This window comes from Anaeromassilibacillus sp. 1001302B_160321_C8 (genome assembly GCF_015554745.1).
Taxonomy (GTDB): Bacteria; Bacillota; Clostridia; order Oscillospirales; family Acutalibacteraceae; genus Anaeromassilibacillus; species Anaeromassilibacillus stercoravium.
In genome coordinates, this window is the sequence record NZ_JADNJD010000021.1 from 1 (window position 1) to 26,565 (window position 26,565).

The 26,565-nt window shown below is 53.3% G+C and carries 24 protein-coding genes, 1 tRNA gene and 1 other annotated feature; of the genes, 15 read left to right on the forward strand and 10 right to left on the reverse strand.

Annotated features, from left to right (window positions below):
• Nucleotides 1–228: 228 nt before the first annotated feature.
• Nucleotides 229–1,611 (reverse strand): UDP-N-acetylmuramate--L-alanine ligase, encoded by a 1,383-nt coding sequence (gene murC, locus I2E77_RS12310; RefSeq protein WP_195451328.1) that lies wholly within the window; start codon nt 1,609–1,611, stop codon nt 229–231.
• Between the two features lie 278 nt (nt 1,612–1,889).
• Here murC and dpsA point away from each other — a divergent pair, with 278 nt between their 5' ends.
• From dpsA to I2E77_RS12330, 4 genes are all read left to right on the forward strand, one after another.
• Nucleotides 1,890–2,750, forward strand: coding sequence for a dipicolinate synthase subunit DpsA (gene dpsA / locus I2E77_RS12315; protein WP_207738255.1), 861 nt, complete (start codon nt 1,890–1,892; stop codon nt 2,748–2,750).
• Between the two features lie 5 nt (nt 2,751–2,755).
• Complete coding sequence (locus I2E77_RS12320) at nt 2,756–3,328, forward strand: dipicolinate synthase subunit B (protein ID WP_087231861.1); 573 nt, start codon at nt 2,756–2,758, stop codon at nt 3,326–3,328.
• A 99-nt stretch (nt 3,329–3,427) separates the two neighbouring features.
• The gene (locus I2E77_RS12325) at nt 3,428–3,877 is read left to right on the forward strand and encodes a hypothetical protein (protein ID WP_191363126.1); all 450 of its coding nucleotides are present in this window, start codon (nt 3,428–3,430) and stop codon (nt 3,875–3,877) included.
• A gap of 122 nt (nt 3,878–3,999) precedes the next feature.
• Nucleotides 4,000–5,274 carry an O-acetylhomoserine aminocarboxypropyltransferase/cysteine synthase family protein gene (locus tag I2E77_RS12330; protein ID WP_191363127.1) on the forward strand — a complete coding sequence of 425 codons (1,275 nt, stop codon included), beginning with the start codon at nt 4,000–4,002 and terminating at the stop codon, nt 5,272–5,274.
• 62 nt (nt 5,275–5,336) lie between these two features.
• Here I2E77_RS12330 and I2E77_RS12335 read toward each other — a convergent pair whose 3' ends face one another.
• Together I2E77_RS12335 and I2E77_RS12340 are read right to left on the reverse strand one after the other, a co-directional pair.
• On the reverse strand, nt 5,337–6,089 hold the full coding sequence (locus tag I2E77_RS12335) for an alpha/beta hydrolase (protein ID WP_195451329.1): 753 nt from the start codon (nt 6,087–6,089) through the stop codon (nt 5,337–5,339).
• Nucleotides 6,086–7,018 (reverse strand): DMT family transporter, encoded by a 933-nt coding sequence (locus I2E77_RS12340; RefSeq protein ID WP_195451330.1) that lies wholly within the window; start codon nt 7,016–7,018, stop codon nt 6,086–6,088. The genes I2E77_RS12335 and I2E77_RS12340 overlap by 4 nt, the downstream gene beginning before the upstream one ends.
• 405 nt (nt 7,019–7,423) lie before the next feature.
• On the opposite strand from I2E77_RS12340, the gene yfmF reads away from it, so the two are divergent.
• From yfmF to tyrS, 10 genes are all read left to right on the forward strand, one after another.
• Nucleotides 7,424–8,707: an EF-P 5-aminopentanol modification-associated protein YfmF gene (yfmF, locus tag I2E77_RS12345; RefSeq protein ID WP_195451331.1), complete on the forward strand. Its 1,284-nt coding sequence runs from the start codon at nt 7,424–7,426 to the stop codon at nt 8,705–8,707.
• Nucleotides 8,704–9,984, forward strand: coding sequence for an EF-P 5-aminopentanol modification-associated protein YfmH (yfmH, locus tag I2E77_RS12350; protein WP_195451332.1), 1,281 nt, complete (start codon nt 8,704–8,706; stop codon nt 9,982–9,984). Before yfmF ends, yfmH begins: the two co-directional genes overlap by 4 nt.
• 101 nt (nt 9,985–10,085) lie before the next feature.
• Nucleotides 10,086–11,249 (forward strand): prolipoprotein diacylglyceryl transferase, encoded by a 1,164-nt coding sequence (gene lgt, locus I2E77_RS12355; protein WP_195451333.1) that lies wholly within the window; start codon nt 10,086–10,088, stop codon nt 11,247–11,249.
• Nucleotides 11,250–11,272: 23 nt separating this feature from the next.
• Nucleotides 11,273–12,130, forward strand: a complete 858-nt coding sequence (gene folD, locus I2E77_RS12360; protein ID WP_087231884.1) for a bifunctional methylenetetrahydrofolate dehydrogenase/methenyltetrahydrofolate cyclohydrolase FolD — start codon at nt 11,273–11,275, stop codon at nt 12,128–12,130.
• A gap of 33 nt (nt 12,131–12,163) precedes the next feature.
• Entirely contained in the window at nt 12,164–14,026 is a 1,863-nt protein-coding gene (gene dxs / locus I2E77_RS12365) for a 1-deoxy-D-xylulose-5-phosphate synthase (protein ID WP_087231887.1), read from the forward strand.
• Nucleotides 14,027–14,090: 64 nt separating this feature from the next.
• A complete protein-coding gene (locus I2E77_RS12370; RefSeq protein ID WP_195451334.1) occupies nt 14,091–14,909 on the forward strand; it encodes a TlyA family RNA methyltransferase in 819 nt (272 codons plus the stop codon).
• A gap of 11 nt (nt 14,910–14,920) precedes the next feature.
• Nucleotides 14,921–15,763: an NAD(+)/NADH kinase gene (locus tag I2E77_RS12375; RefSeq protein ID WP_243252621.1), complete on the forward strand. Its 843-nt coding sequence runs from the start codon at nt 14,921–14,923 to the stop codon at nt 15,761–15,763.
• Nucleotide 15,764: 1 nt separating this feature from the next.
• The gene (locus I2E77_RS12380) at nt 15,765–16,214 is read left to right on the forward strand and encodes an arginine repressor (protein WP_087231896.1); all 450 of its coding nucleotides are present in this window, start codon (nt 15,765–15,767) and stop codon (nt 16,212–16,214) included.
• 6 nt (nt 16,215–16,220) lie between these two features.
• Complete coding sequence (gene recN, locus I2E77_RS12385; protein WP_195451336.1) at nt 16,221–17,897, forward strand: DNA repair protein RecN; 1,677 nt, start codon at nt 16,221–16,223, stop codon at nt 17,895–17,897.
• A 29-nt stretch (nt 17,898–17,926) separates the two neighbouring features.
• Nucleotides 17,927–18,170: a binding site (T-box leader), on the forward strand.
• 55 nt (nt 18,171–18,225) lie between these two features.
• On the forward strand, nt 18,226–19,455 hold the full coding sequence (gene tyrS / locus I2E77_RS12390) for a tyrosine--tRNA ligase (RefSeq protein ID WP_195451337.1): 1,230 nt from the start codon (nt 18,226–18,228) through the stop codon (nt 19,453–19,455).
• Nucleotides 19,456–19,783: 328 nt separating this feature from the next.
• Here tyrS and I2E77_RS12395 read toward each other — a convergent pair whose 3' ends face one another.
• The 7 genes from I2E77_RS12395 to I2E77_RS12425 all read right to left on the reverse strand — a co-directional run bounded on the left by I2E77_RS12395 (nt 19,784) and on the right by I2E77_RS12425 (nt 24,839).
• Entirely contained in the window at nt 19,784–20,962 is a 1,179-nt protein-coding gene (locus tag I2E77_RS12395) for a DUF1266 domain-containing protein (protein ID WP_195451338.1), read from the reverse strand.
• Between the two features lie 185 nt (nt 20,963–21,147).
• Nucleotides 21,148–21,633: a hypothetical protein gene (locus I2E77_RS12400; RefSeq protein WP_087231913.1), complete on the reverse strand. Its 486-nt coding sequence runs from the start codon at nt 21,631–21,633 to the stop codon at nt 21,148–21,150.
• Between the two features lie 42 nt (nt 21,634–21,675).
• A complete protein-coding gene (locus tag I2E77_RS12405; RefSeq protein WP_195451339.1) occupies nt 21,676–22,599 on the reverse strand; it encodes a T6SS immunity protein Tdi1 domain-containing protein in 924 nt (307 codons plus the stop codon).
• Nucleotides 22,600–22,745: 146 nt separating this feature from the next.
• Nucleotides 22,746–23,366 carry a TetR/AcrR family transcriptional regulator gene (locus I2E77_RS12410; RefSeq protein WP_191363138.1) on the reverse strand — a complete coding sequence of 207 codons (621 nt, stop codon included), beginning with the start codon at nt 23,364–23,366 and terminating at the stop codon, nt 22,746–22,748.
• 366 nt (nt 23,367–23,732) lie between these two features.
• Complete coding sequence (locus I2E77_RS12415) at nt 23,733–24,116, reverse strand: DUF5655 domain-containing protein (RefSeq protein ID WP_087231922.1); 384 nt, start codon at nt 24,114–24,116, stop codon at nt 23,733–23,735.
• Nucleotides 24,107–24,634 (reverse strand): nitroreductase family protein, encoded by a 528-nt coding sequence (locus tag I2E77_RS12420; RefSeq protein ID WP_195451340.1) that lies wholly within the window; start codon nt 24,632–24,634, stop codon nt 24,107–24,109. Before I2E77_RS12420 ends, I2E77_RS12415 begins: the two co-directional genes overlap by 10 nt.
• Before the next feature lie 118 nt (nt 24,635–24,752).
• Nucleotides 24,753–24,839: transfer RNA gene (locus I2E77_RS12425), tRNA-Ser, on the reverse strand.
• 208 nt (nt 24,840–25,047) lie between these two features.
• Here I2E77_RS12425 and asnS point away from each other — a divergent pair.
• Nucleotides 25,048–26,442 (forward strand): asparagine--tRNA ligase, encoded by a 1,395-nt coding sequence (gene asnS / locus I2E77_RS12430; RefSeq protein WP_087231927.1) that lies wholly within the window; start codon nt 25,048–25,050, stop codon nt 26,440–26,442.
• Nucleotides 26,443–26,565: the final 123 nt, after the last annotated feature.

Below are 26,565 nucleotides of genomic sequence, written 5' to 3' on the forward strand. Positions count from 1 at the left end.
CTGGTGTATAGCGTTTGTTTGGTATTCCTTTCGGCATAATAATGCACCCCACTTGTTATTCAGTATATCATACTGTCTAACAAATGGGGTGCAGTTCACTTATTGGGGAACCACCCGCCTAAATTTTTTAACGAACAGGAAACGATAGGATTTAAAAGAGGTTATGGGCTTTTCTCATTTTAAAATACGAAAGAGCCGTTATATTGTTTTTACAAAATCAATACAAACTCACTTGTTCTGTGCTTGATATGTTTCTACGATCATATTCGCACATTTGTATACGTCGCCGCCGCCGAGGGTCAAGATCAAGTCGCCCTCCTGCGCCTTTGCCATCACATAGTCGCGTATCTCCTCAAACGTTGGGAACCACACACAGCCCGGGATCTTTTCCGCCAGATCTTTGGCGTAGATGTTGTAGGTGTTGACCTCCCGTACGGGAAGGATCTCGGAGAGAACCGCGTGGTCCGGGATGGACAGCGCCTTGGCAAAATCGTTCAACAGCATATAGGTGCGCGAGAAGGTGTGCGGCTGAAAGACCGCCCAGACCTCACGGAAGCCCATATGCATGGCAGCGTTCAAGGTAGCGGTCAGCTCGGTGGGGTGATGGGCAAAGTCATCGGCCACGGTCACGCCGTTGAAGGTGCCGAGGATCTCAAAGCGGCGGTGCACGCCGGTAAACTGGTGGAGGCTTTCTGCGATGGTCTGTGCGTCCACCCCCATGTAGTCCGCGACGGCAACCGCAGCGAGCGCGTTGTAGATGTTGTGTTTCCCTGGAATGCGCAAGCTGACCTCGCAGAGCGGGGCGCCGTCTTTCAACACGGTGAAGCGCTCACAAGCGCGCTTAGTGTCGGCAATATCCACCGCACGATACCGGTTTCCCTCGTCAAAGCCAAAGGTCAGAAGTTTTTCCGAAGGAATTCCTTCAACGGCCTTGCGGGTGTTGGCGTCGTCGCCGTTGATAATCAGCAGGCGGGAAGTCTGAAGGGCGAACTGGTGGAAGGAGCGGATGATATTCTCCAACGTCTTGAAGTAGTCGAGATGGTCGGCGTCGATGTTCAAAATAACGGACAGCGCCGGTTCCAAATGCAGGAAAGTGTCCACATATTCGCAGGCCTCGCAGACGATGGTCTCCGAACGGCCGACACGGCCGTTTCCGCCGATAAAGGGGAGCTTTCCGCCGATTACTGCGGACGGGTCGATGCCGGCGTTGACGAGAATCTGCGTGATAAGCGCTGTCGTAGTCGTCTTGCCGTGCGTGCCGGAGACCGCCACGGAGTTTGGATACCGGCGGGTCACCATGCCGAGCATGACGGAGCGCTCGACCGTCGGGACGCCCTTTTCGCGCGCGGCCACAAGCTCCGGGTTATCTTGCTTGACGGCAGCGGTGTAGACCACCAGCTCTGCATCGCCGATGTTTTCCGCGCGATGGCCCATTGAAACGGGGATTCCATAGGAGCGGATGCGCTGTAGGGTGTCGGATTCGCTGGTGTCGGAGCCGGTGAGCTGATAGCCCTTGTGGTGCAAAATCTCCGCGAGGGGGCACATGCCGGAACCTCCGATCCCCACAAAGTGAACTTTTTGAACCTTTGACAAAATATCGTTGCTGTCCATTCTATATGATCTCCTTAGCAGATGTTGAAAGAGGTAGTGCTTGATAAAAGCAGTGCGGTCTACCGTTGGCAGACTTAACTAATTTATTATATTGCAAAATCCCAAAAGAATAAACCGTTTCTTGAAAAATTGATCGGAAAAAATTCGCCGGGGCTTTGGAAGGGATTTTATCCAGGATAATCACACAGTGAAAAAATCCCCATACTATAGATTACAGCCATATTTCCCTGGAAAGGGCAACAGGAGGGCTGGTTTAGTCCATGCAGGAGGTTTGAAATATGATTGATTATAACAGTTTTGGCGTAGTCGGCGGCGACCGGCGGCAAATCGCTTTGGCTGAGTCCATCGCCTCGGATGGATATACCGTATATGCGTTCGGTTTTGACACCATAAATTTTCAGAAAGGCGTTATCAAGGCTGAATTGGACGAGATCGCTGCCAAATGTGAAAACATTATCCTGCCTTTGCCTGTGACGGCGGATGGAAAATACTTAAACACCCACTACAGTGAAAAAAAGACCCCGCTGGACGATACCTTTGCAGAGTACATGCGAAACAAGACGGTCTTCGGCGGCATGATGGGAAAGCTGTTCCTCACCAGTGAATTGTGGGACGGCATCGATACCTACGATTATTACACCCGTGAGGACTTTGCGGTCAAAAATACGGTTCCTACCGCGGAAGGCGCGCTAGAAATCGCCATGCGGGAATATGCGGGAACGATCAATGGAAGCAACTGCCTCGTGGCCGGGTATGGCCGCATCGGGAAGGTATTGGCCTGGATGCTGCGCGGCATTGGTGCAAAGGTCACCGTGAGCGCCCGCAGAACGAGTGACCTCGCGTGGGTCGAGCTGTTCGGTTACCAGGCGGTCAAGACGGACGATATCTGCGACCGGGACCAATACGATTTGATCTTTAATACAATCCCTGCGCTTGTCTTTAATCGGCGGATGCTCTCCAAAGCGCGGGAAGGGACGATCTTGATTGATTTGGCCAGCGCGCCCGGCGGAGTCGATTACGAAGCGGCGGAAAAACTTGGCATCCGTGTTATCAAGGCGTTGTCCCTGCCCGGGCGGGTTGCACCAAAGGCGGCTGGGGAGATCATCAAAAACACCATCTACAACATTATGGAGGAGTGAGGACTTTGAACGATTTGACGTTTGGCTATGCACTGTGCGGCTCGTTCTGTACATTTTCCAAATCCCTAAAACAAATGCGCGCTTTGGCAGAGCAGGGATACCAGCTTTTGCCGGTCATGTCCTATAACGCGGCAAAGACGGACACACGATTCGGCAAAGCATCCGATTTTTTACAGGAGCTGCGGGAGATTTCCGGCCGGGACGTGATCCAGACCATCGTAGGGGCGGAACCGATCGGCCCCAAAAAAATGGTGGACCTGATGATTGTAGCCCCGTGTACAGGGAATACGCTGGCGAAGCTCGCAAACGGCATTACGGATACGCCGGTCACAATGGCGGTCAAATCGAATTTGCGCATTGGCCGTCCGGTGCTATTGGCGCTCGCTACAAACGACGCGTTGGCGGCTTCCGCACAGAACATCGGAAAGCTTCTCAACACGAAGAACGTCTATTTTGTTCCCTTTGCACAGGACGATCCGGAGAAAAAACCGTACTCACTGGTGGCGGATTTTGAAAAGCTGCTTCCGGCGGCACTGGCGGCCTTAGAGGGGCGGCAGCTCCAACCAATTTTGGGTTAGAGCGGATAAAAAGATTGCCATAGCGCCCGTTCGTGTGCTATGATGGTACAGGAAAAGAGAGGAAGTGAAACGATGCGGTATTGTCCCAGGTGTCAGGTGTTGATCAAAGAAGGATATCGCTGTCCCGCCTGTAATAGCAACAAGTTGCGGGAACCCCAGGAGGGCGATCCGGTGATGTTGTTGACTGCTACGGAGGAAAAGTGCCGTAGAATCGGCGCAGCATTGGATGACAGCAAGATTCCGCACGAAGAGCGTGTCTGTGGTACGGAGGGAGTTGCGTCTGCCTATGCGGGGGACGGGGGAAAGTGCAACAAAAATGTGTATGTCCCGTATAACCGTATACAGGAGGCTGTCGACCTCATGCATAGCATCGGCGTAACCGGCCGGGAAGAGACAGATGGGGAATCGGATGAAGCTGCTGAAATGAGCCCGCGCAAACGGTTTATTGTGCGCGCGATTTCAGTGGTGCTTTTTATTTTGTTGATCTGGGCCGTAGTCACTGTGACAGATATAGCCGCGGGATGGGTGAAATCCCTGCTGTATCCCTGATAAACTGTGTTTGAAACCATGTTTTTGAAACCGGCGCCGGTAAAGTTTCTACGGCTGGCCGGCGCCCGGTTCCAAAGACGGCGGTCTGTATAAATTTTAGATGTGAAAAGAGGAATGGTGAAATGAGTCAGTATCATATTGATACCAATTGTATCCATGCGGGGTATACGCCCGGGGATGGGGAGCCGCGCGTGGTGCCAATTGTACAAAGCACAACGTATAAATATGACCATGCGGAGACGCTTGGCAAGCTGTTCGACCTGGAGCAGGATGGGTTCTTTTATACCCGCCTTGCGAATCCGACGCTCGATGCAGTGGAAAAGAAGATTGCGGCGCTCGAGGGCGGCGTTGGCGCGCTGCTGACTTCCTCCGGACAGGCGGCGTCTCTGATTTCTGTTTTGAATATCTGCCGCGCAGGTGGGCATGTCGTCTGCTCCAGCGCCATCTATGGCGGTACCTTCAACCTGTTCTATAAGACCATGCATGAGATGGGGATCGATTTTACCTTTGTTTCCCCGGAAAGCACCGAAGAAGAGCTGAATGCAGCCTTCCAGCCGAATACGCGCTGTGTCTTTGCAGAGACGCTCTCCAATCCGGCCTTGATTGTGACCGATCTGGAGCTGTTCGCAAAAGTAGCGCATGCCCATGGCTTGCCGCTGATTGTGGACAACACCTTTGCCACCCCGATCAATTGCCGCCCGTTTGAATTCGGCGCGGACATCGTTATCCACTCCACGACCAAATACATGGACGGCCATGCGGTCCAGGTCGGCGGCGCGATTGTGGACAGCGGCAAGTTTGACTGGAACAACGGCAAATTCCCGGAGTTTACGGAGCCGGACGAGTCCTATCACGGCGTTGTCTATTGCAAGCAGTTCGGCAATGCGGCTTATATTGCGAAGGCGCGCGCACACCTGATGCGCGACTTGGGCGCGCAGGCCAGCCCGCAGAACGCATTCCTGCTGAACCTTGGCCTTGAAACCCTCGCCCTGCGCATGGAGCGCCATTGCTCCAATGCGCTGAAGGTCGCTTCGTTCCTTGAGCAGGACGACCGCATCGCTTGGGTCAATTATCCGGGCCTCAAGAGCAGCAAATACTATGATCTGGCGCAGAAGTACATGCCGAACGGCACCTGCGGCGTCATTTCCTTTGGCATCAAGGGCGGCAGAGAAGCAGCCGCCAAGTTCATGGAGAGCTTGAAGCTCGCCTCCATTGTGGTCCATGTGGCCGATCTGCGCACCTGCGTGCTCCATCCGGCCAGTACCACCCACCGCCAGTTGACCGATGAGCAGCTGGTAGAAGGGGGCATCAGTGCGGATATGATCCGTATGTCCGTGGGCATTGAAAATCCAGAGGATATTCTCGACGACATCAAGCAGGCACTGGCACAGGTATAAATTTGGAATAAGCAAAGCCCCCGGATAAAATTCCGGGGGCTTTAATCGTTTTATAACGGCTTTTACCGTGCGTCCAAAAAGCGGGCAATTTCCCGAAACAGCCGTTCACGTTCCGGCCCGAGCGTACACACATGGGGGCTGTCCGGCAGCGTCAGCAGCCGCTTCTTGGAAGAGGCTGTACGGTTCATGATGATTTCAGCGCTTTCCGGGGCCACCGTCTCGTCCTTCCCTGCGCGGACCACCAGAAGCGGGCACCGGACGGTTTTTAATCCGTGAAGGGTGTGTGCGATCAATGCGTTGAGCTCCGCAACGCTTCGGACGGGAGTGCGGTCGTAGCAAGCGTTGTATTCCGCCAGGAATTCCCCATAGGAGGGATGGTGGGAATCCGTATGATACCGCATCACCGGCCAGATCAGACTCGCAAAACGGCTGGCGCGGTTGCGCACGCGCAACGCAGCGCAAATCGGTACCGCGCGATAGACGGGGCGCGTCTGTGCCAGAAGAAGCGCAAGCGTTCCTCCCATCGAAAGACCAACCACACTGACGCGCTCGCATTCCTGCGACAGCTGGTCGAATCCCTCCTGGGCGGTGCCAATCCATTCGGACCACCGGCGGCGCTCCATGTCGTCCACCGTTGTCCCGTGGCCGGGCAATAAGATCCCCTTGACCCGGTAGCCACGCCGGGCCAAAGCCTCCCCCAACGGCAGCATGGTGCCTGGGGTGGCGGTAAAGCCGTGGACCAACAGGATGCCGTGGCGGGGATTCCCCGCGAAGTCAAACGGACGGCAGAGCGGATTTTGCGAGAGATCCATCATGGTTCCGAGCCTTCTTTCTTTTTGCTATGGATTGGAGGGGCGGACAGCCGCCGGAAACCGGAGCGCAGAAATGCGGGCTTGACCTCCGAAAGCAGCATCGCCCCAAAAATCAAGGCAAAGCCCGCGAGAATACGCCCGGAGAGCTCTTCGTGCAGAAAGAGGATTCCGCAGATGCAGCCGAATACGGACTCCAGCGACATAATCAGCGACGCGTTTGAAGCGGGGACGTATTTTTGGCAAACCGTCTGCAAGAGCAGGGCGATCATGGTGCTAAATACGCCGAGATAGAGAATATAGGTAAGTGTATCGGGTGCAAGATGCGTCGGTATAGGTTCGGTCAGCAGCGAGGTGACCGCCGCAAAGATGGTGGCGAAGCCAAACTGCGTGACAGAAAGCAGAATAGGGTCCTGTTTTTGGGTTAAAATAGCGGTGGCGACGATCTGTGCCGTAAATCCTACCCCGCCCAAAAGGGAAAAGGCGTCCCCTTGATTGATGGAAAAATCCGCATTTAGGGAGAGAAGCCCAATGCCGATGATGCAAAGAAAGGCTGCCGAGACATTGTAGAGATCCGGGCGCTGTTTTTGGATGATCCAATATAGAAACGGGACTAAAACGACATAGATTGCCGTCAAAAAGGCATTTTTCCCCGCTGTAGTGTATTTTGCTCCCAGTGTTTGTAGATAAAAGGCGAGAAAATACAAAAATCCGGCGAGCGCCCCTGCTTTGATACAGCTCTTATCAATCCGCTTGAGCCGGGGGAAAAAGACAATGCACATCAGAATCGTTGCGATTGCGAAGCGAAGCGCGACAATAGCGGCAGGTTCCAGGCTGCCAGTCGCGCTTTTGACAACGACAAAGCCGCTCCCCCAAATGATCGTGACAATCAGAAGGCCCAATTCCGCCAGCCGCAGTTGTTTTTTCGTATACAAACATATCCCTTCCATTTCCCTCGTTCTTCATTCGGGCAAATTGCCCGAAAAAATACGGGATGCTGCTTTTTCCGCCCCACAACACCCCGCAGTTCTTTGCGTAAATTATACCATCCTGTCCAAGGAATGGCAAGGAGGGGGCAGACGCGCGGACGGTGTATAAATAGCCGCGTTTTTTGCATGTTCATAGATTTTTCCTTTTCTTAGCAGGCAGGGTGTGCTATAATAACTTCACGCCCTAACGGAAGGCAGGCGTTTATTGGCCAGCCAGTCCCAAGTTTCCTGGGCGTTCGATATTGAAACCATGCAGCAGCCGTTTCGCCGTGGGAATGTTTGCGGCGCTTTGTCCCGCGATGCGGCTTCCGGTTTCTGTTTGCATACTGATTTTAATTTGGAGATGATGGAATGATCGGAATTGAACAGCGTGCGATCTGTGACGGTGTCAATTTTAGAAGTATTCGCGATATGAAATTCAAAACGATGCGCATTTCAGCCCATCTGATCGTGCCGATGAGCCGTCAGACCGCGGCAGAAAATGCGCTTTTGCCGTTTTTGCTCAGCCGGGCCAGCCGGGAATATCCCGACTTTACGAAGCTGGGGCAGCGGCTTGCCGAGCTCTACGGCGCATCCCTCAATGCAGATGTCCAGAAGCTCGGCGATTTGCAGGTGCTTTCCCTTTCCGCTTCCGGCATTGCGGACCGCTATGCGCTGGAGGGTGAGGCCATTTCTGGGGAACTGGCAAAGCTGCTGTGCAGCATTCTCTTTGACCCGCCCCTGGTGGACGGCCTTTTCCCGGAGGACGGCTTTGAGCAGGAAAAGCGCCAGACGATGGAACTGATCGATTCGGAATACAGCGATAAGCGCACCTATGCACGCCAGCGCTGTGAAGCGATCATGTGTGCGGATGAACCGTATGGCGTCAACCGCTACGGCGGCAAGGAGGACATCGCTCGGGTGGAGCGCCCCGCTCTGACCGCGGCGTGGAAGCGCCTTCTGGATACCGCAAAGATCGAATTGATGGTGCTGGGCGACTGCGACCCCGCGCCGGTTTACGAAGGGTTCCGCGCTGCGTTTGAGACGCTCGGCAGCCGTAAGACGGCCGACTGCACGACAAAGGTGGTGCGCTCGGCAGAAAAGATCAACACGGTGACCGAAAAAATGGATGTGGCGCAGGGCAAGCTGGTGATGGGCTTCCGGACCGGCACCGCAACCCCCGACGAAGAGGTCCCGGCCACGCGCCTGATGGCGGCCCTGTTTGGCGGTACGCCGAATTCGAAGCTGTTCCTAAATGTGCGTGAAAAACTGAGCCTGTGCTATTATTGCAGCGCGTCCTACAACAGCATGAAGGGGATTATGCTGGTGCAAAGCGGCGTGGAAGTAAAGAATATGGAGCGCGCGAAGGAAGAGATCCTGCGCCAGCTCGATGAGGTAAAGCAGGGGAATTTTGACGAGAGCGAAGTGGAAGCGGCAAAGATGAGCCTTTGCAACAGCTACCGGACGCTTTCGGACTCCTTGGGCGGACTGGAAAACTGGTATCTTTCCCAGACCTTTGCCAGCCATTCGCAGCAGCCGGAGGAAGCTGCCGCACAGATCAACGCCGTTACGCGGCAGGAAATCATCGACGCGGCCAACCGGGTGACTTTGGACACCGTATACTGCTTGGTGGGAAATGGGGAGGATGCGCAATGAATGTGATTCGAGAAGTAAAGAGCGACCGTGTGGGGGACCGGTACTATGAGGTAAAGCACCCCTCCGGCCTTCGTATTTTTGTCTATCCAAAGGAGCAGAACAATTCCACCTATGCGGTTTTTGGAACCCGCTACGGCTCGGTGGACACCACCTTCAAGCGCTCCGACGAGGCGGAAGCCTGCACGGTACCGGCGGGCATCGCCCACTATTTGGAGCACAAGCTCTTTGAGAGCGAGGATGGAGATGCATTTGCACGGTACGCCAAGACCGGTGCGAACGCCAATGCATATACCTCGTTTGATGTGACCTGCTATCTCTTCTCCTGCACGGAGAATGTTTACGAGTCGCTGGAGATTCTGCTGGACTTTGTGCAGTCCCCCTATTTCACCGAGCAGACGGTGCAAAAGGAACAGGGCATCATCGGCCAGGAGATCCGCATGTACGACGACGACCCGCAGTGGCGTGTGATGTTCAACCTGTTGGAGGCGCTGTATCACAAGCACCCGGTCAAGGTGGATATCGCGGGTACGGTGGAGAGCATTGCCCAGATCACGCCGGAGCTGCTCTACCGCTGCTATCATACCTTCTACAATTTGAATAATATGGTGCTCTGCGTTGCCGGCAACGTGGAGTTGAACAAAGTGCTGGATCTCTGCGACCGGATGCTCAAGCCCTCTGCGCCGGTGGAGATCGAGCGCATCTTTGAGGAGGAGCCGCGCGAGGTTGTCAAGCCGCGTGTGGAACAGAAGCTGTCGGTTGTGACGCCGCTGTTTGAGCTCGGCTTCAAGGAGAAAGCCGTGAGCCGGCGTACGACCAAGGAACTCGCGGAGACCGAAATTTTGTTGGAGCTGATGGCCTCCGACGCGTCACCGCTGTTCCGCCGCCTGTTGGATGCGGGATTGGTCAACGAATCCTCGTTTGGATACGAGTATTTTGAAGGGCCGGGCTACGCCTCGATCATCTTCTCCGGGGAGTCCAAGGACCCGGACCGCGTTGCGGAGGAGATTCGCGCAGAGGCAGACCGCCTGCGCCGGGAAGGGATCGATCAGGAAGCGTTCCAGCGCGCGAAGAAAGCGCTCTATGGCCGGAACATCGCCGCGCTGAACAGTGTGGACAATATTGCCAATTCGATGGCGTCCTTCGCCTTTGCCGGCCGGGAGCTTTATACCTATATCGACGACCTAGCGAATGCAACACTGGAATCTGTTCAGAAACGTTTGGAAGAGCAGCTTGACCCGGCTTACTCGGCCTTGTCGGTTGTGTATCCGGTCGAGTAACCCGTTTATCAAGGCAGAATAGAATAAACCGCCAGGCTTCCCGCGCGGAGCTTGGCGGCTTTCCTGATTTTTTTACCGCGCGCGGGGAAGGTGGGCTTGAAATGTATACGGTACAATTTCCAAAACTCGGCTGGGAATTCCATGTGGACCCAACCGCTTTCTACATCGGGGATACTCCAATCGCATGGTACGGCATCATCATCGCCGTCGGATTTATGTTGGCGTTCCTCTATGCCATGTTCAGCTGTAAAAAGATGAACATCAACAGCGATAAGTTGGTCAACTGCGTGTTGGTCGGCATGGTCACCGGCATCATCGGGGCACGGCTGTACTATGTGTTGTTCTATCCAGGTGATCTCTATATCCGCGATCCCATGCAGATTTTTAATATCCGCGAGGGTGGGCTTGCCATCTATGGAGGCATCATCGGTGGATTGCTGGGCGGTGTGATCACCGCGAAGATTTGCAAGTTAAGGGTTCCGGTGGTATTGGATGTTGCAGTATTGGGCTTTTTGATTGGACAGGGCATCGGCCGCTGGGGAAATTTTGTCAATCAGGAGGCGTTCGGCAGTCAGACCGATCTGCCCTGGGGAATGGTCAGCGAGGGAACCCAGGCGGTGGTAAACGGCCCGGTACATCCCTGCTTCTTCTATGAGTCGGTATGGTGTTTGTTGGGATTTGTCCTGCTACATATCTTCTGCAGGAAATTCAGAAGATACGACGGACAGGTCTTTCTTCTCTATTTGGTCTGGTATGGCTTCGGCCGGTTCTTCATCGAAGGATTGCGCACGGACAGCCTACTGACCCCATTCTTCGATCTGCGCGTCTCCCAGCTGGTGGCAGCTGCCACGGTTTTGGCCGGCGTTGTCCTGCTGATTGTATTCCGAAACCGCACGAGCCTTTCCGGATGTGGTTCCGCCAAGGTCATGGCGATGAATGCCCTCAAGGAATCGGTGCCGGAGGAATTGGTGGAAACGGAGGGGGATTCCGTGGAGACAGCTGTGGATGGGGAATCTGTGGAGTTGGAATCTGCGGGAGAAGAAGCAGACGCAGATGCTTTGACACAGACAGAATCCTTACAGGAACCGCAGGGAGAAACAGAACCGGCCAGCCCGGAGGATGAGAACCCGACGGAGCCGGAAGAAAAAGAGCCGGTAGTAGCTGGACAGGAAGAGCGTTCGGAAACTCCCGTGCCGGATGAACCGGCGGAGGGTTCCCGGGAAGAAGGATCGGACGATCTAGACAATGGACATCAGGAAGATTAAAATTGGTATAGGAGGAATTGGAAATGGCAAAGTTGATTGATGGGAAGGCAGTTTCCGCGAGTGTGCGCGCACAGGTGGCAGAGGAAGTCGAGCAGCTCAAGCAGCAGGGCGTGACGCCCGGCCTGGCGGTGGTTATCGTCGGCGATGATCCGGCATCCCGCACCTATGTAAACAATAAGAAAAAGGCCTGCGCACAGACGGGCATCTATTCGGAAGAGTATGCCCTGCCTGCCACGACCACGCAGGAAGAACTGATGGAGCTCATTGAGAAGTTGAACAACAAGAAGGACATCAACGGCATTTTGGTGCAGTCCCCGCTGCCGAACGGCTTGGACGAAGAAGCTGTGGTGGAGGCCATCGTGCCGGAAAAGGATGTGGACGCATTCCATCCTTCCAACGTGGGCCGCATCATGATCGGCAATTTCCATTTTCTGCCCTGCACGCCGGCGGGCATCATCGAACTGCTCCGTTCGCAGGATATTGAGATCCAGGGCAAGGAATGCGTCGTAATCGGCCGGAGCAACATTGTCGGCAAACCGATGGCCATGCTCCTGCTACATAACAACGGGACCGTGACGATCTGCCACAGCAAGACGAAAAACCTCAAGGAAATCTGCAAGCGTGCGGATATCCTAGTCGCTGCGGTGGGCAAACCGAAATTCGTCACGGCAGACATGGTCAAGCCCGGCGCGGTTGTGATCGATGTGGGAATGGACCGCGATGAGAACGGTAAGCTCTGCGGCGATGTGGACTTTGCCGAGGTGGAGAAGATCGCTGGATATATCACGCCGGTTCCGGGCGGCGTGGGACCCATGACGATCGCCATGCTCCTGCGCAACACCCTGACGGCGGCCCGGCTGCAAAACGGGCTTTCGATGTAAAACGGCCCACAGTGCAATACTGGGGGCTTTCGGATGGAGAACCTTATCAATCAGATCAATCAACCGGACGATTTGCAGAATCTCTCGGAGAAGGAGTTGGAGATGCTCTGCTCGGAGATCCGGGAGAAGATTATTCAAACGGTCGCCCACAACGGCGGCCATTTGGCCTCCAATCTGGGCGTGGTGGAATTGACCGTTGCCTTGCACCGGGTGTTCCATGCGCCGCAGGACAAGATTGTCTGGGATGTGGGCCATCAGGCCTACACCCATAAGATCCTCACAGGCCGGCGGGAGCAGATCGACACCATCCGCACGCGCGGCGGCCTCTGCGGGTATCCCAACCGGGCGGAAAGCCCGTATGACCCGTTCAATGCAGGGCACGCCAGCACCGCCATTTCTGCTGCTTACGGGATGGCGGTTGCGAAGAAGGTCCGTCACGAGCCGGGGCATGTGATCGCGGTCATCGGGGACGGTTCTTTGACGGGCGGCATGGCTTATGAAGGATTGAACAATGCGGGGCGTTTCCCAAAGAATTTTATTGTGATCTTAAACGACAATAAGATGTCGATCTCCCGCAGCGTGGGGGCGATGGCGCGCTACTTGGCGCAGATTCGCACCAAACCGGGCTATCTGCGCGCCAAGGGGAATCTGGAATCCGCGCTCGATAAGCTGCCGGGGGTAGGCCCCTCCTTGCATCGCGCTATTTCCGGCGCAAAGACGGCGGTCAAACATCTGCTGTACAACAATACCCTGTTCGAAGATATGGGTTTTGTCTACTACGGTCCCTTTGACGGTCATAACCTTCCGCAGCTATTGGAGGTCTTGGAAAATGCCAAGCACATTGAGCACCCCATTTTGCTGCATGTTATTACGGCAAAGGGCAAGGGGTATTCCTTTGCGGAGGAGAACCCCGGCGTATTTCACGGGATTTCCAAGTTTGATGTGAACACAGGCAAGAAGCTCTCCAACAGCGAGGACTTTTCCAGCCAGTTTGGGCAGTACCTCTGCGAGGCAGCTGCAAATGACCGGAGCATCTGTGCGATTACGGCAGCGATGCAGATGGGGACGGGCCTGACCGAGTTTGCCAAACGGTTCCCAGACCGCTTTTTCGATACGGGCATTGCGGAGGAACACGCTGTGACGTTTGCGGGCGGGCTGGCGGCCGGTGGAATGCGGCCGGTGTGTGCGATTTATTCGACGTTCCTTCAGCGCGGCTATGATCAGATCATCCACGACGCGGCGCTGCAAAACGTAAAGGTCACCTTTGCCATCGACCGCGCTGGCGTGGTGGGGGAGGACGGCGAGACGCACCAGGGCATTTTTGATGCGGCCTTTTTGAATACCATCCCCAATTGCACGGTGTTTTCGCCCGCGTATTACGACGAGCTGCGGAAAGACCTTCAAACGGCGCTGTACGATTGCGAAGGGGTGGCTGCGGTCCGTTACCCGCGGGGAGGGCAGCTTTTCCGCCCGTACGATTATCAACCGAGTGGGAAGGCGTTTGACCTCTATGGGGACGAAGGCGCCGGTACCGTGCTGGTAACGTATGGCCGTCTGTTTTCGTTCGCATGCGAGGCGTTTTCCCGTTGGAAAAAGCAGGGGATTTCTGTGCATATTGTCAAGCTCAACCGTATCAAGCCGGTATCAGCCGGGGCGGTCGAGGCCGCCAAGGGCGCCAAGCATGTCTTTTTCTTTGAAGAGGGCATCGAGCAGGGCGGCGTGGGTGAGCACTTTGAACATCTGCTGCATGAAGCTGGATTCCACGGCGCCTATGTACTGCGCGCCATCCAAGGGTTTGTGCGGCACGCGACCATGCAGGAATCCCTGCATGATTTGGGATTGGACGCCGACGGGATATACCGCACGGTGACGGATACCCTACAGAATTGGAAATAGAATCAAAAATCATACTATATACCCTGAAAACAGAGATACAAATAGAGATATTAGGAGTAAAAAAGTGGCGGAGAAAAAAAGGCTGGATTGCCTGCTCTTTGAGCAGGGGCTTGCGCAGAGCCGTGAAAAAGCGCGCGCTATGATTATGGCGGGCAACGTCTATGTGGACAATCAAAAATCTGATAAACCCGGCACCATGCTGCCGCTTACGGCGAAGATTGAAGTGCGCGGGGCGGCGCTCCCCTATGTCAGCAGGGGTGGGCTGAAGCTGGAAAAGGCGATGGAGCAGTTTCCCATTTCCCTGGAAAACAAGGTTTGCATGGACATCGGTGCATCCACGGGCGGTTTTACGGACTGTATGCTGCAAAACGGCGCGCGAAAGGTGTATGCCATCGACGTCGGCTACGGGCAGTTGGCCTGGAGACTGCGCACCGATGCACGTGTGGTGAATTTGGAGCGCACCAATGTGCGCTATTTGACGGACGAACAGGTCCCGGAGCCGGTGGATTTTTTCAGTGTGGACGTTTCCTTCATCTCCCTATGCCTGGTGTTGCCTGTGGCACGGAAATTCTTGGCGGATGGCGGGCAGGCGGTATGCCTGATCAAACCCCAGTTCGAGGCCGGGCGCGGCAAGGTGGGGAAGAAGGGCGTGGTGCGCGAGCCTTCTATCCATGTGGAAGTGGTGGAAAAGATCGTACATTTTGTCCTGGAAAACGGCTTTTCGGTGGAAGGTTTGACCTTCTCTCCGGTGAAAGGGCCGGAGGGGAATATCGAATACCTGGCGTTCCTCTCCAAATCCGAGCAGACCCACAGCGTCCCTCTGGATATTCCGGCGCTGGTGGAGGAGTCGCACAGGGTGTTAAATGGTGGTGAGTCGCATTGAATGTCTTTGTTATGCCAAACCTAACCAAGAGAAATGCTCTGTTTCATACGGAACGCATCGTCGGCCAACTGCACCGCTTTGGGATGGAAGTTTCGATGGATTGCCGGTATCGGATGGACTTTCCGGAGAGCGGCGTCCAGTTTTGTGAAGATTTTTATCAGGGGCTGGCGGCCTGTGACATTGTTGTGGCGGTCGGCGGCGACGGGACCATCATCCATGCGGCCAAACATGCGGCGATGGCCGGGAAGCCTGTGTTGGGCATCAACGTGGGCCGCCTGGGATTTGTGGCGGGCTTGGAAGCGGATGAGCTGGAAAAGCTGGAAGGGCTTGTCACCGGAAAGTATGCCGTTGAGAACCGGATGCTTTTGCAGGTGGATACTGTGTTAGACGGTGCGCATCAGACGTATTACGCATTGAACGACGCGGTGATCTCCCGCGGGTCGCTCTCCCGAATCCTCGATTTTAAGGTGCTATTCAACAGTGCAAATATGTGCGGCTACCGGGCGGATGGCCTGATTTTTTCCACGCCGACCGGGTCCACCGCCTACTCGCTTTCCGCAGGTGGGCCCGTGATCGACCCAAGCATGGAGTGTATTTTGCTGACGCCGATCTGTCCGCATTCCCTGTTTGCCAGGACCGTTGTCTTTGGCGGCGATGCCGTTTTAGAGGCCCATGCGGTGCGGGATGAGGACAGCGAGGTCTTTTTGACCGTCGACGGGGAGCGCGCGCTTCCGGTGCCGGACCAATGCGCCATCTATATCCGGCGTTCAGGGTATCGGGCGCAGATTATCAAGCTCAAACAGAACAATTTCTATGAAGTACTCAATCAAAAATTAGCGGAGAGGAGATCCTGAAATGAAAACGAGGCGGCATGCCAAAATCTTGGAGCTTATCAATGAACACAGCGTCGACACGCAGGAGGAACTGCTGCGGCTCCTTCGGGAGGATGGATTTGATGTGACGCAGGCGACCGTTTCCCGCGACATCAAGGAACTTCGGCTGGTGAAAACCCTCTCCAACGATGGCAAATACCGCTATTCGACCGGCAAGGAAACGGGAAAGGACCTGTCTTCTAAGTTCTTTTCGCTGTTGGCGGATTCTTCCATCTCCATTGACTGCGCGCGCAACATCGTCGTCATCAAGGCGTTGACCGGAATGGCACAGGCGATTTGCGCCGCTATGGACGGCCTTCATTGGGAATCCGTGGTGGGGACTCTTGCGGGGGACGACACGATCTTTGTCGTGACGCGGGACGATGAATCCGCGGAACGCTTGGTGGCGGAACTGAAAAGGATTGTCGGGTGATGAGCGATGTTGACCCAGCTTTATATTGAAAATATCGCGGTGATTGAGCGGGCATCCATCGACTTTCAAGGAGGCTTTAACGTCCTTACGGGTGAAACAGGCGCAGGAAAGTCGATTTTGATTGATTCGCTGCACGCCGTGTTGGGGGAGCGCACTTCGCGGGATCTGATCCGCACAGGGGCGCGCTCTGCCTTTGTCAGCGCAACATTCTCCGATGTGGAGGAAAACGTTCTGGAAGCCATCCGGGAGCTTGGATATGCAGCGGAGGAGGACGGGACGCTTCTGTTGCAGCGTGAAATCAGCGCAGAGGGGAAATCCTCCTGCCGCATCAACAGCCGGCCGGCGACCGTTTCGGTTCTGCGTGAGATCGGCGCACAGCTGATCAATATCCATGGCCAACATGAGAGCTATGGGCTGCTGTCCCCGGAGTCCCATATGGGCTATCTGGACCGGATGGGCGTTCCCCAAGCGCTCCTGCAGGCGTATCAAGAGGCGTATCGCCGCATGAACCGCGTAAAAAAGGAGCTGGAAGGCTTCCAGATGGATGAAGCCCAGAAAGCGCGGCAGATCGACTTGCTGACCTATCAAATCGGCGAATTGGAGGCGGCCCAGCTGCGGCCGGGAGAGCAGGAAGAGCTGACCGAACGGCGCGACCTCTATCGGAACAGCGAAAAGATCGCCGGTGCGTTGCAGGCGGCGAAGTTGGCGCTGGATGGAGAGGACGAGGCGGAAGGGGCGCTCTCGGCGGTGACCGACGCAGCGGATGCCCTGGCCGATGCAGGGCGGTATCTGCCCGCGGCAGCCTCCCTGGAGGAACGGCTGCGCAGTGTGCAATATGAGCTGGAGGACTGTAACACGGAAATCGGGAGCCTGGCCGACGGCTTGGAGTACGATCCGGAGGAATTGGAGCAGATCGAAGGCCGGTTGGATCAGTTGTACCGGCTCGGCTTGAAATACGGCGGCAGCGTGGAGGAGATGCTCGCCTTTTTGGAAGATTGCAAAAAGCAGCTCTCCGATATCGAACTTTCCGATGCGCATATCGCGCGTTTGACGAAAGAACATCAGGAAGCCGAGACCGAAGCTTGGCGCTGTGCAAAAGCGCTTTCCGCCAAGCGGCAAGAGGTCGCCGCTCTGTTTGCAAAGCGCGTGCAGGAAGAGTTGACCTTCCTGGACATGCCGAACGTGACGTTTCTGGTACAGCGCGAGGAAGGGGCACTTAGTCCCTCCGGATGCGATCGGGTACAGTTTTTGATCTCCACCAACCCGGGCGAACCGGCTAAGCCATTGGCGAAGATCGCTTCGGGCGGCGAGCTTTCCCGGATCATGCTGGCGATCAAGACCGTATTGGCGGGTACGGATCACATCGGAACGCTGATCTTTGACGAAATTGACACCGGGATCAGCGGCAGTGCAGCACAAAAGGTAGGGCTCAAGCTGCGGGAGGTATCGCGCACCCGGCAGGTGATTTGTGTCACGCATTTGGCGCAGATCGCTTCCCTGGCGGACGCCCATTTCCAGATTAAAAAGCATGTGGAGCACGACCGTACCTACACCAACGTGACGGCGCTCGATCATGAGGGGCGCAAGCGGGAGTTGGCACGGATTATGGGCGGCACCGAGATCACCGAGCTTTTGCTGCAAAATGCGGAAGAAATGCTGCAAATGGCGAAGAAAACGCCTTGACAGTTTGAAACCCGTTGGATATAATGAGAGCAATGGCATCGAAGGGAAGAAGTACGCGGAATGCGGCTGGCAAAGAGAGCCCGCGGTTGGTGGAAGCGGGAGCAGCGGTCTGCGGAAATACATCCTGGAGCCGCCGGGTGGAACGCCAGATGGTCAGTAGATCCGGCCGGGGTGGCGCACGTTAACGCGCACGGGTATGGTTGTACCCATGAGGCCGCATTCGTGAGGGTGCGGTAAACTGAGGTGGTACCGCGGAATTTCTCCGCCCTCTGCAAAAATCGCAGGGGGCGTTTTCTTTTGCCCCCAATACAGAAATGGAGGAAAACAAATGGGCGTTTACGACGAACTGAAAGCGCGCGGTTTAATCGCGCAGACGACCAACGAGGAAAAGATCCGGGATCTGTTGAACAACGACAAGATCACCTTCTACATCGGCTTTGACCCGACAGCGGACAGTCTGCATGTGGGCCACTTTGTCCAGATCATGGTGATGTCCTGGATGCAGAAGGCCGGGCATGTGCCGATCGCCCTGTTCGGCGGCGGCACGGGCATGATCGGCGACCCGTCCGGAAAGACCGACATGCGCAAGATGCTCACCAAGGAGACCATCGACCACAACATCGCCTGTTTCCAGAAGCAGATGTCCCGCCTGATCGACTTTTCCGAGGGGAAAGCGATTATGGCGAACAACGGCGATTGGCTGCTTAACCTGAATTACATTGACTTCTTGCGCGAGGTGGGCGTGCATTTCTCCGTCAACCGGATGCTGGCGGCAGAGTGCTACAAGCAGCGTTTGGAGCGCGGCCTCTCCTTCTTCGAGCTGAATTACATGCTGATGCAGAGCTACGATTTTCTCGAGCTCAACCATCGCCACAACTGCGTGATGGAGCTGGGCGGTGACGACCAGTGGAGCAACATCATCGGCGGCGTGGAGCTGCTCCGCCGCAAAGAGGCCAAAGAGGTCTACGGCATGACCTTCACCTTGCTCACGACCAGCGAGGGCAAAAAGATGGGCAAGACCGAAAAGGGCGCCGTCTGGCTCGACCCGGAAAAGACCTCGCCGTTTGAATTCTACCAGTACTGGCGCAATGTGGACGACGCAGATGTCATCCGTTGCCTGAAGATTTTGACCTTCCTGCCGCTGGAAGAGATCAACGAGCTGGAAAAGCTCGAAGGCGGCGAGCTCAACAAGGCAAAAGAGATCCTCGCCTATGAGGTCACTAAGTTGATCCACGGCGAAGAAGAGGCGAAGAAGGCCCAGGAGGGTGCGCGCGCCTTGTTCGGCAAGGGCGCAAATACCGACAATATGCCTTCTACTGCGATCACCGAGGCGGACTTCACCGACGGGGAAATCGGCGTGCTTGACCTGATGGTTAAGACAAAGCTTGCTCCGTCCCGCGCGGAAGGCCGCAGATTGATTGAGCAGGGCGGCGTTGCGGTAGACGATGTGAAGGTACCGTCGATTTCTGCGAAACTTTCCCTGGAGAAGGACTTCGAAAAGAAGTATGTGATTATTAAAAAGGGTAAGAAAGTGTTCCACAAAGTAACACTGGAATAACCAAGACCAATGAATAAATATCCCCCGGCTCCGCCGCCGGGGGATATTTATTGTAGTTTGCAGAAAAAGTCAAAGGACAGCAGTTGGGACGATACGCTGTCCTTTGACTTTTATCTTTTTCCATTCAGAATGAATCCCGTTGAGCGGCTGCTTAATTTTCTTTCCTGTATTTCTACATAGCGGCCAGTCCTTTCTTTATGTTGCCACTGACTGAATTGCGTTGCAGCAGCCCGGCACAGGACCGCACATCAACGCAGCTACCAATCCAACGTTTTTATATATGCCGTTTCTGTTGGAGGCTGGTGAATAACAGTAATTTTCAAAGGGTTTACAATGTAAAGCCGATTTTTCTCTGTGCAGGCCAAGGGCAATCCCGCCATTGTCCGCTGTCTTGCTCTGCTTTTCCAGTCAACAGGTCTGTGGCGGCGTCTGCAATATAGCCCAGGTAACTTCCAGCGGAGCTGTCACCGCATAGCAATTTCCACATAAGACCGCCAAAAAGATAAGACTGGGCAAATTCGCGCCAGCTATGCAGCTCCTCCACAACCTTTTGGGAGAGATCCCAAAGAATACCAACAGCTTCGCTTTCCGTGAGCCAGCCTAAATAGCAGCCCCAACGGGTCAGCATCGCCGCCCGGCCAATATCCCATCCAGCCATAAAGCCAGGGGCATATTGGCTTTTATACCGTTGTGCAAACCGCCATGCCCGCTTGGTAGACTCACAGTCATCCTCGTCCATGGTTTCGTCCATCAGTTCCTCAGGCGAGGATGCCTCACTATAAAGCTGATACCGCAGGATATAGCCCTCCTGTGCTAAATAGCGGATCATATCCAGCAGATCGCTACGACCATTTATCCCCCAGGAGCGGCGTACAAGGGACACGACTTTCTGTTCCATGACTGGGATATGTTCCTCCACATCCATGCTATACAGATTGTGGTCGTTAAGGGTCGATACAATACCAGACAGCAAGATGCCAAAGCGTTCCCATTTTGCGTCATTTTTTTGGTAAGGAATCGGTTCTGGCTCAGGGATGGCCTCAAGCCGAGCCATGGTTTCATCCAAGGTAATATAAAGGTTTTGCTCCAGTTCTAAATTCCATACGGGTTCTTCCTCTTCGTCGGCATCCTCCATCTCCAGCATTTCCAGAGCCGCCGCGAGAACGCCCATATCTTCTCCAAAAAGTTGCCCCATCAAGTTCTCTGTAGTGGAAGCAGTAGCTTCAGCGACTTTCTCATTGACCATTTTTTGTAATAGTTCCTCATTGACGGCCATTTGTGCCACACCATCGGCCCCTAATATCTGACCAAGAATTTCTACTTGCCGCTCCGTGCTGGCATGGATCTGTTCCTCTGCCTCAGCAGCAGATATAGATGCTTCTTTTTCAGAGCTGGAAACCTCGAGGTTATTAACCAGTTCTTCGCTTTTTTCAAAAGTCTTTTTCATCGCATCGGCGGCCTTCTCACGGGCTTGTTGCGCCCGTTTCCTAATTTCGTTTATATCCATCTTTTTTTCTGTCCTCCTCATCAGGGGGGAGCGTATGCCATGCCGGAGGTTTTTGGCGGCGTGTAAACAGCTTTTTGATCCGTCTTAATATTGCTTCTATAAAATGAAACCACAGATTACCAAATATAAATACCACCAAAAGGAACAGCAGGATCGCTCCAATTTCTCCCAAAGGCATTTTAACCTCACTTTGTTGCAAATCTGTTCATAAAGAAATCAGTAAAAGCGGCCAACTCCTCGTCCTGCGAAACATAGACATATAGCTTTTCATCTTCCAGCCAATCATAGGCATTGATACCGATATATCCTTTTTTGTCTGGGTAAATGATAAACGCATCGGTAGGGTATTTGTTTCGATAGGCTTTCAAAATTTCAGAGCGGCGATAGTAGGTCGGATCACCACAGCCGGAAAGATCGGGTACCGTGGGAACGACCACAATCGTTTGACTGGCCTCGTTCCAGCCGACAATTAAATTTCCGATTTTCGTTTTACTCCCATGAACAAATCCATAATTGAAGCGGCTCACATCCTCGGTATATCCGAAAATCAGCCTATAATTGTCCCCGCCTTCAACGACCTGGTTAAATAGAGCGCGCATTTTTTTCGCATTTGCATGGCTCTTTTCCATATCGATTTCCGGTCCCTTAAACAACTTGCTAAAAAAGCCCATACTTTTTCCTCCTAAATATGTATTTTTGAAAATGAATGGCGATCAATCTATGGCGTCCGACAAAACACATTCCATCTCCGCCAGGCTCATGCCACGGATCAATAGGTAGTCCCCTCTTGTTTCTAAGATGTAGGGCTGTAGCCGTTGCAAAGCCCTGTGATACTCCAAAAAGCCGAGATTTTCCTCTTTTGTCAAGCTAACAAACGTCAGCGCCCACAGCGAAACCGTCTCTCCCTCAACCTCGTATAGCGTTTCTGGTGCTATCGGCAAGATGGTATCCACCGTTTCCGAAAAGGGAAAGCTAACCATTAAACCACCGTTCTCCAATTCAAATACATGGGGGTTGGCTTCATAGGCTTGCGACCACATATCGTCAGGCTTTGCAGCACTAGAATTGTCCGTTCCCATTTCAAATAACAGGTGCTGATGAACAACGGCGTTCCCTTTTTCGACATATTGAATGGACTCGGCTCCGCCAAACGCCAAAGCCGGAGCAAAGAAAAAAATCTCATTCTCTGCAAGGCCGCCATGCTTAGCGGATGCCTCTTGGAATAAGTCCACTCGCAAAAATTGTTCCGCAAAGTTTTCAGCGGGAAGGATACGCTCAAAAAAATCGGAAAAACCGGTAGAAAAACTGCCTGATCTGCGGTAGTGAATGTCCAGCAAACACATATCGCCGGCTGTTTCAGATCGTTTGCGGTAAATAAAAAGTGTTCCGAATCCAGTCATTAAAATGGGGAAGCAATCTTCCTGCTCACCCAGCCAAAGTGTGAGCGTATCAATATAATCCGTAGGATCTATAATTTTCAGTAATCCTCCGCCATAATTTCCGAAGCCATATTCCTGCCAAAAGTCAAGGAGTTCTGCCGGCAGTTTTCCTTGAAATTGTTCCAGCGTTTCAGCGGTTGGTTTTCGCAAGTCATTACCCGGCGGATATTTGTTTACGAACAGATCAAATACGTTCATCGTGTGTCCTCCTTTGTTTGGTTTTCGTTCTCATAGCCATAAAATAAAGATAAATAATAAAATTTGTTTTTATTTTGAGTAAAGTAAAATCCATCTGAATATGACGCCAAACCATAATATTCGGACGGATTTTTCATTCCCACCCATCAAGGAGTGGGGGCTGTTTTCAATTTCTCCAAGGCATCCACAATCGCATTCAGTTGAAAATCGACCGTCTCATCAGCGGCCTCCGGAACAAACAAGGGAAGCGTATTGGGGATGGCTCTGCGTACAACCATCGCTGTCAAACTTAAATTCGTAAATAGATTGATCCTTGCTGTATCTGCCCTTATTCCAAAGTTTTCTAAAATTTCTCCAAAAAGACGAAGTTGCTTTTGGCGGAACACTTGATAGCTTTCCTTTGATAGACGCTTGAAAATGAGCTGTTGTTCTTCAATCGTTAAAACAGCAATTCCATTTTTTTCTCCATAACAACAGGCATGGAGAAATTGTTTCACTGCGTCACGCCAGCTTAAAGCAGGATCGGCCATCAGCGTTTGTACATACTTGATGATTTTGGGCTGTTGCAAGTAAAGCGTTTCAACAATCAAATCTTCTTTCGTTGCGAAAAAGGAATAGAAGAACGTTCGCGAAATACCAACTTTTTTATATACTTGCTCCACGGTTGTATGTTGTATGCCTTGTTTTGCCATTAGGTCAAGCCCAACTGTAACAAGCTGCATCCTAATACGTTCTCTGTCCTCGTCAGAATAAGCAACCTTTGGCACTCCGTCACCTTCTCATAATAAAAACAAATTCTAAATTTTGACTTTATTTTACCACATCGAATAGGATAACGCAAGAACGAAATAGCACAGCTCTGATCTTCTCAAACACTGATACTTCCGGAAAGCGCACATTTTGGCAAGCAGGGCAAGTATGGCCACACTTGCCCATTTTTGTCATCTGAAAATCACTCGCTAGGCGAGTGGTTTTCAGATGACAAAAAGGCTTGCAGCCGTTGAAAAGCGGCGCAAGCCTTTTTTATGCAATATAATCGTTTCTAAACACATTAGGAGAAATAAAGCGAAGAAACTGCTTGGACTTTGACAGCAAGAGGCTGAAGCAAACGCTCAAATTTGCAGCAGCATCTGCTATCGTTTGCTCTCCGAAAAAGCGTGCGCCTCATCCAACCATCCCAAAATCTCGCTGTTGAGCTCGCTGGCGTTTTGGATCACGACATGGTGAGTCCAGCGGTTGGGGTAAGGTTCGACGGCAATCGCGATGCGCGGGGAGTCCATGCGGTGCGAGAGCCCAAAAGAAAGGATCAGATAGTGCTCCGGACGTCCCTTCACCTTTCGGAATGGCAGCGAAACAAAGGCAAATCCATGGCGGCCCGCAAAGGTGATCTGTGTTTTTTGCACCTTGACGTGAATTCCCGGATAGCGCTTTAAAAGTACCGCTTCAATGGATAGGTAGACGTCCAGCATAGCGGGATCTTTTTCAAAAAAGAAGAGTTTTTCTGCACTTACTTCCATGTCGTCAGCTCCTCCATTGTTTTGCGCTTTTTGGCGCGCAGTGGGTTCCCTGGCGCCGCATAGCCAACCGCAATCACCAGGCGCACAGGACGGCGCAAGTGTAACAGTGTTTGCAGTTTTTTCTCTTCAAACCAGCCGAGGATACAGGTGGCCAATCCCTGCGCGGTGGCCTCCGCGGTAAAGTAGGCCGCTGCAATGCCGATATCCACCGAGCGGTAGTCCTGTCCCTTAACTTTTGCGCCAGCACCGGCAGTCAGATTGTAGGGTTCCTCACTGATTACCACAAATGCCGGAACCGATTCTGTGAACGCATTCATCCCGAGGCTGCGGGTGCAGTTGCCCACCGCTTCGGCCTGTTTGCCGGTTACCAATGTAAAATGGTAGGGTTGGGCGTTGCAGGCAGAGGGGGCAAGGCGGGCCGCTTCCAAGCAGGCTAACAGCTTTTCACGCTCCACCGGGCGGGATCTGTCATAGTCGCGGCAGCTCTGGCGCGATTTTGCAATCTCCAGAAAATCCATAGGGAAACCTCCCATTATATAAATTTGGTCAGGTAGCTCGTGGGGAAGTCAAGCGCATCACAACGGAATATAAGAAAAAATTCCAAACAATCCGAAGCGAATTGTTTGGAATTTCTTGTGGCGGAGAGGATGCGACTCGAACGCACAATGCCTTGCGGCACACCACATTTCCAATGTGGCTCCTTACCAATTAGAATACCTCTCCAAATGGCTTTGTTTTGTCATCATCGGTGACAGCTTGATTATTATAACGGATTCTTTTGAAAAAATCAAGGGGGTTTTACAAGATTTTTTAAATTTTGCGTAAATATTTTACTTGCACCGATAGGTGTCCTGTTATAATATAGAAACATATGAATGAAACGCGCAGCAGCCATGGCTTTTGCGCGCAGAAAACAGGAGGATCAAGTACTTTGAAGCGAACAGAGATTAAAGAGCTCTATGCCGGCATGGAAGAGCTCGGAGGAAAGACGGTCACTGTATGCGGTTGGGCGCGCACAATTCGAGATTCGAAAGCGCTCGGATTTATTGATTTAAACGATGGAAGCTGCTTTAAGGGCGTGCAGATCGTTTTTGAGGCGGATAAGCTGCCCAATTATAAGGACATTGCAAAGTTGAATGTTGGTTCTGCCATTGTTGTCACAGGAGAACTGCTCCTGACGCCGGAGGCAAAGCAGCCCTTTGAAATTCATGCCTCGGAGATTATCGTGGAGGGGGCCTCTACGCCGGACTATCCGCTGCAAAAGAAGCGCCATACCATGGAATATTTGCGTACCATCGCACATTTGCGCCCGCGCACCAATACGTTCAGCGCGGCATTCCGTGTGCGCAGTGCAGCGGCCTATGCGATTCACAAATTCTTCAATGAAAATGGCTTTGTCTATGCCCACACGCCTCTCATCACCGGGAGCGACTGCGAAGGGGCAGGCGAGATGTTTACCGTCACGACACTGGACCCAGAGAATCTGCCCCGTACAGAGGATGGCGCTGTTGACTACAGCCAGGACTTCTTCCAGAAGCACACATCTTTGACGGTTTCCGGCCAATTGGAGGCCGAATGCATGGCGATGGCCTTCGGCAAGGTGTACACCTTTGGACCGACCTTCCGTGCGGAAAAGTCCTATACCCAGCGCCATGCGGCGGAGTTTTGGATGATCGAGCCGGAGATCGCCTTCGCAGACTTGCAGGATGACATGCAGCTGGCAGAAGATATGATGAAGTTTGTGATCCGCTATGTGATGGACACCTGCCCGCAGGACATTGCATTCTTTAACCAATTTGTCGATAAAGGGCTTGTAGACCGCTTGAACAACGTGGTGAATTCCGATTTCGCCCGAGTGACCTATACCGAGGCGGTAGAGCTCTTGAAAAAGAACAACGAGAATTTTGAATATAAGGTGGATTGGGGCACCGATTTACAGACCGAGCACGAAAAATACCTCACAGAACAGGTCTTTGGAAAGCCGGTATTTGTGACCGATTACCCGAAGGAGATCAAGGCGTTCTATATGCGCCTGAATGACGATGGCAAAACGGTCGCCGCTGTGGACCTGCTGGTACCCGGCATCGGAGAGATCATCGGCGGAAGCCAGCGTGAGGAGCGCCTGGAGATCCTCCAGCAGCGGATGAAGGACTTCCAGCTGGAAGAGGAAAATTATTGGTGGTATTTGGATCTGCGCAAGTATGGCGGTACAAAACATGCGGGCTTTGGCCTTGGATTTGAGCGCCTTGTGATGTACCTCACTGGAATTGCCAACATCCGCGACGTGTTGCCCTTCCCGCGCACAACCGGTACGGCAGAATTCTAATGGGAAGAATTCTGCGTAAATTTCGATAAGATCTTGCAAAATGACCACATGTCTTTCTTTTCCCTGCTTGTTTTCCAAGCAGATGGGGAAGGAGAACGGCATGTGGCCCTTTTTTGCAGGGAA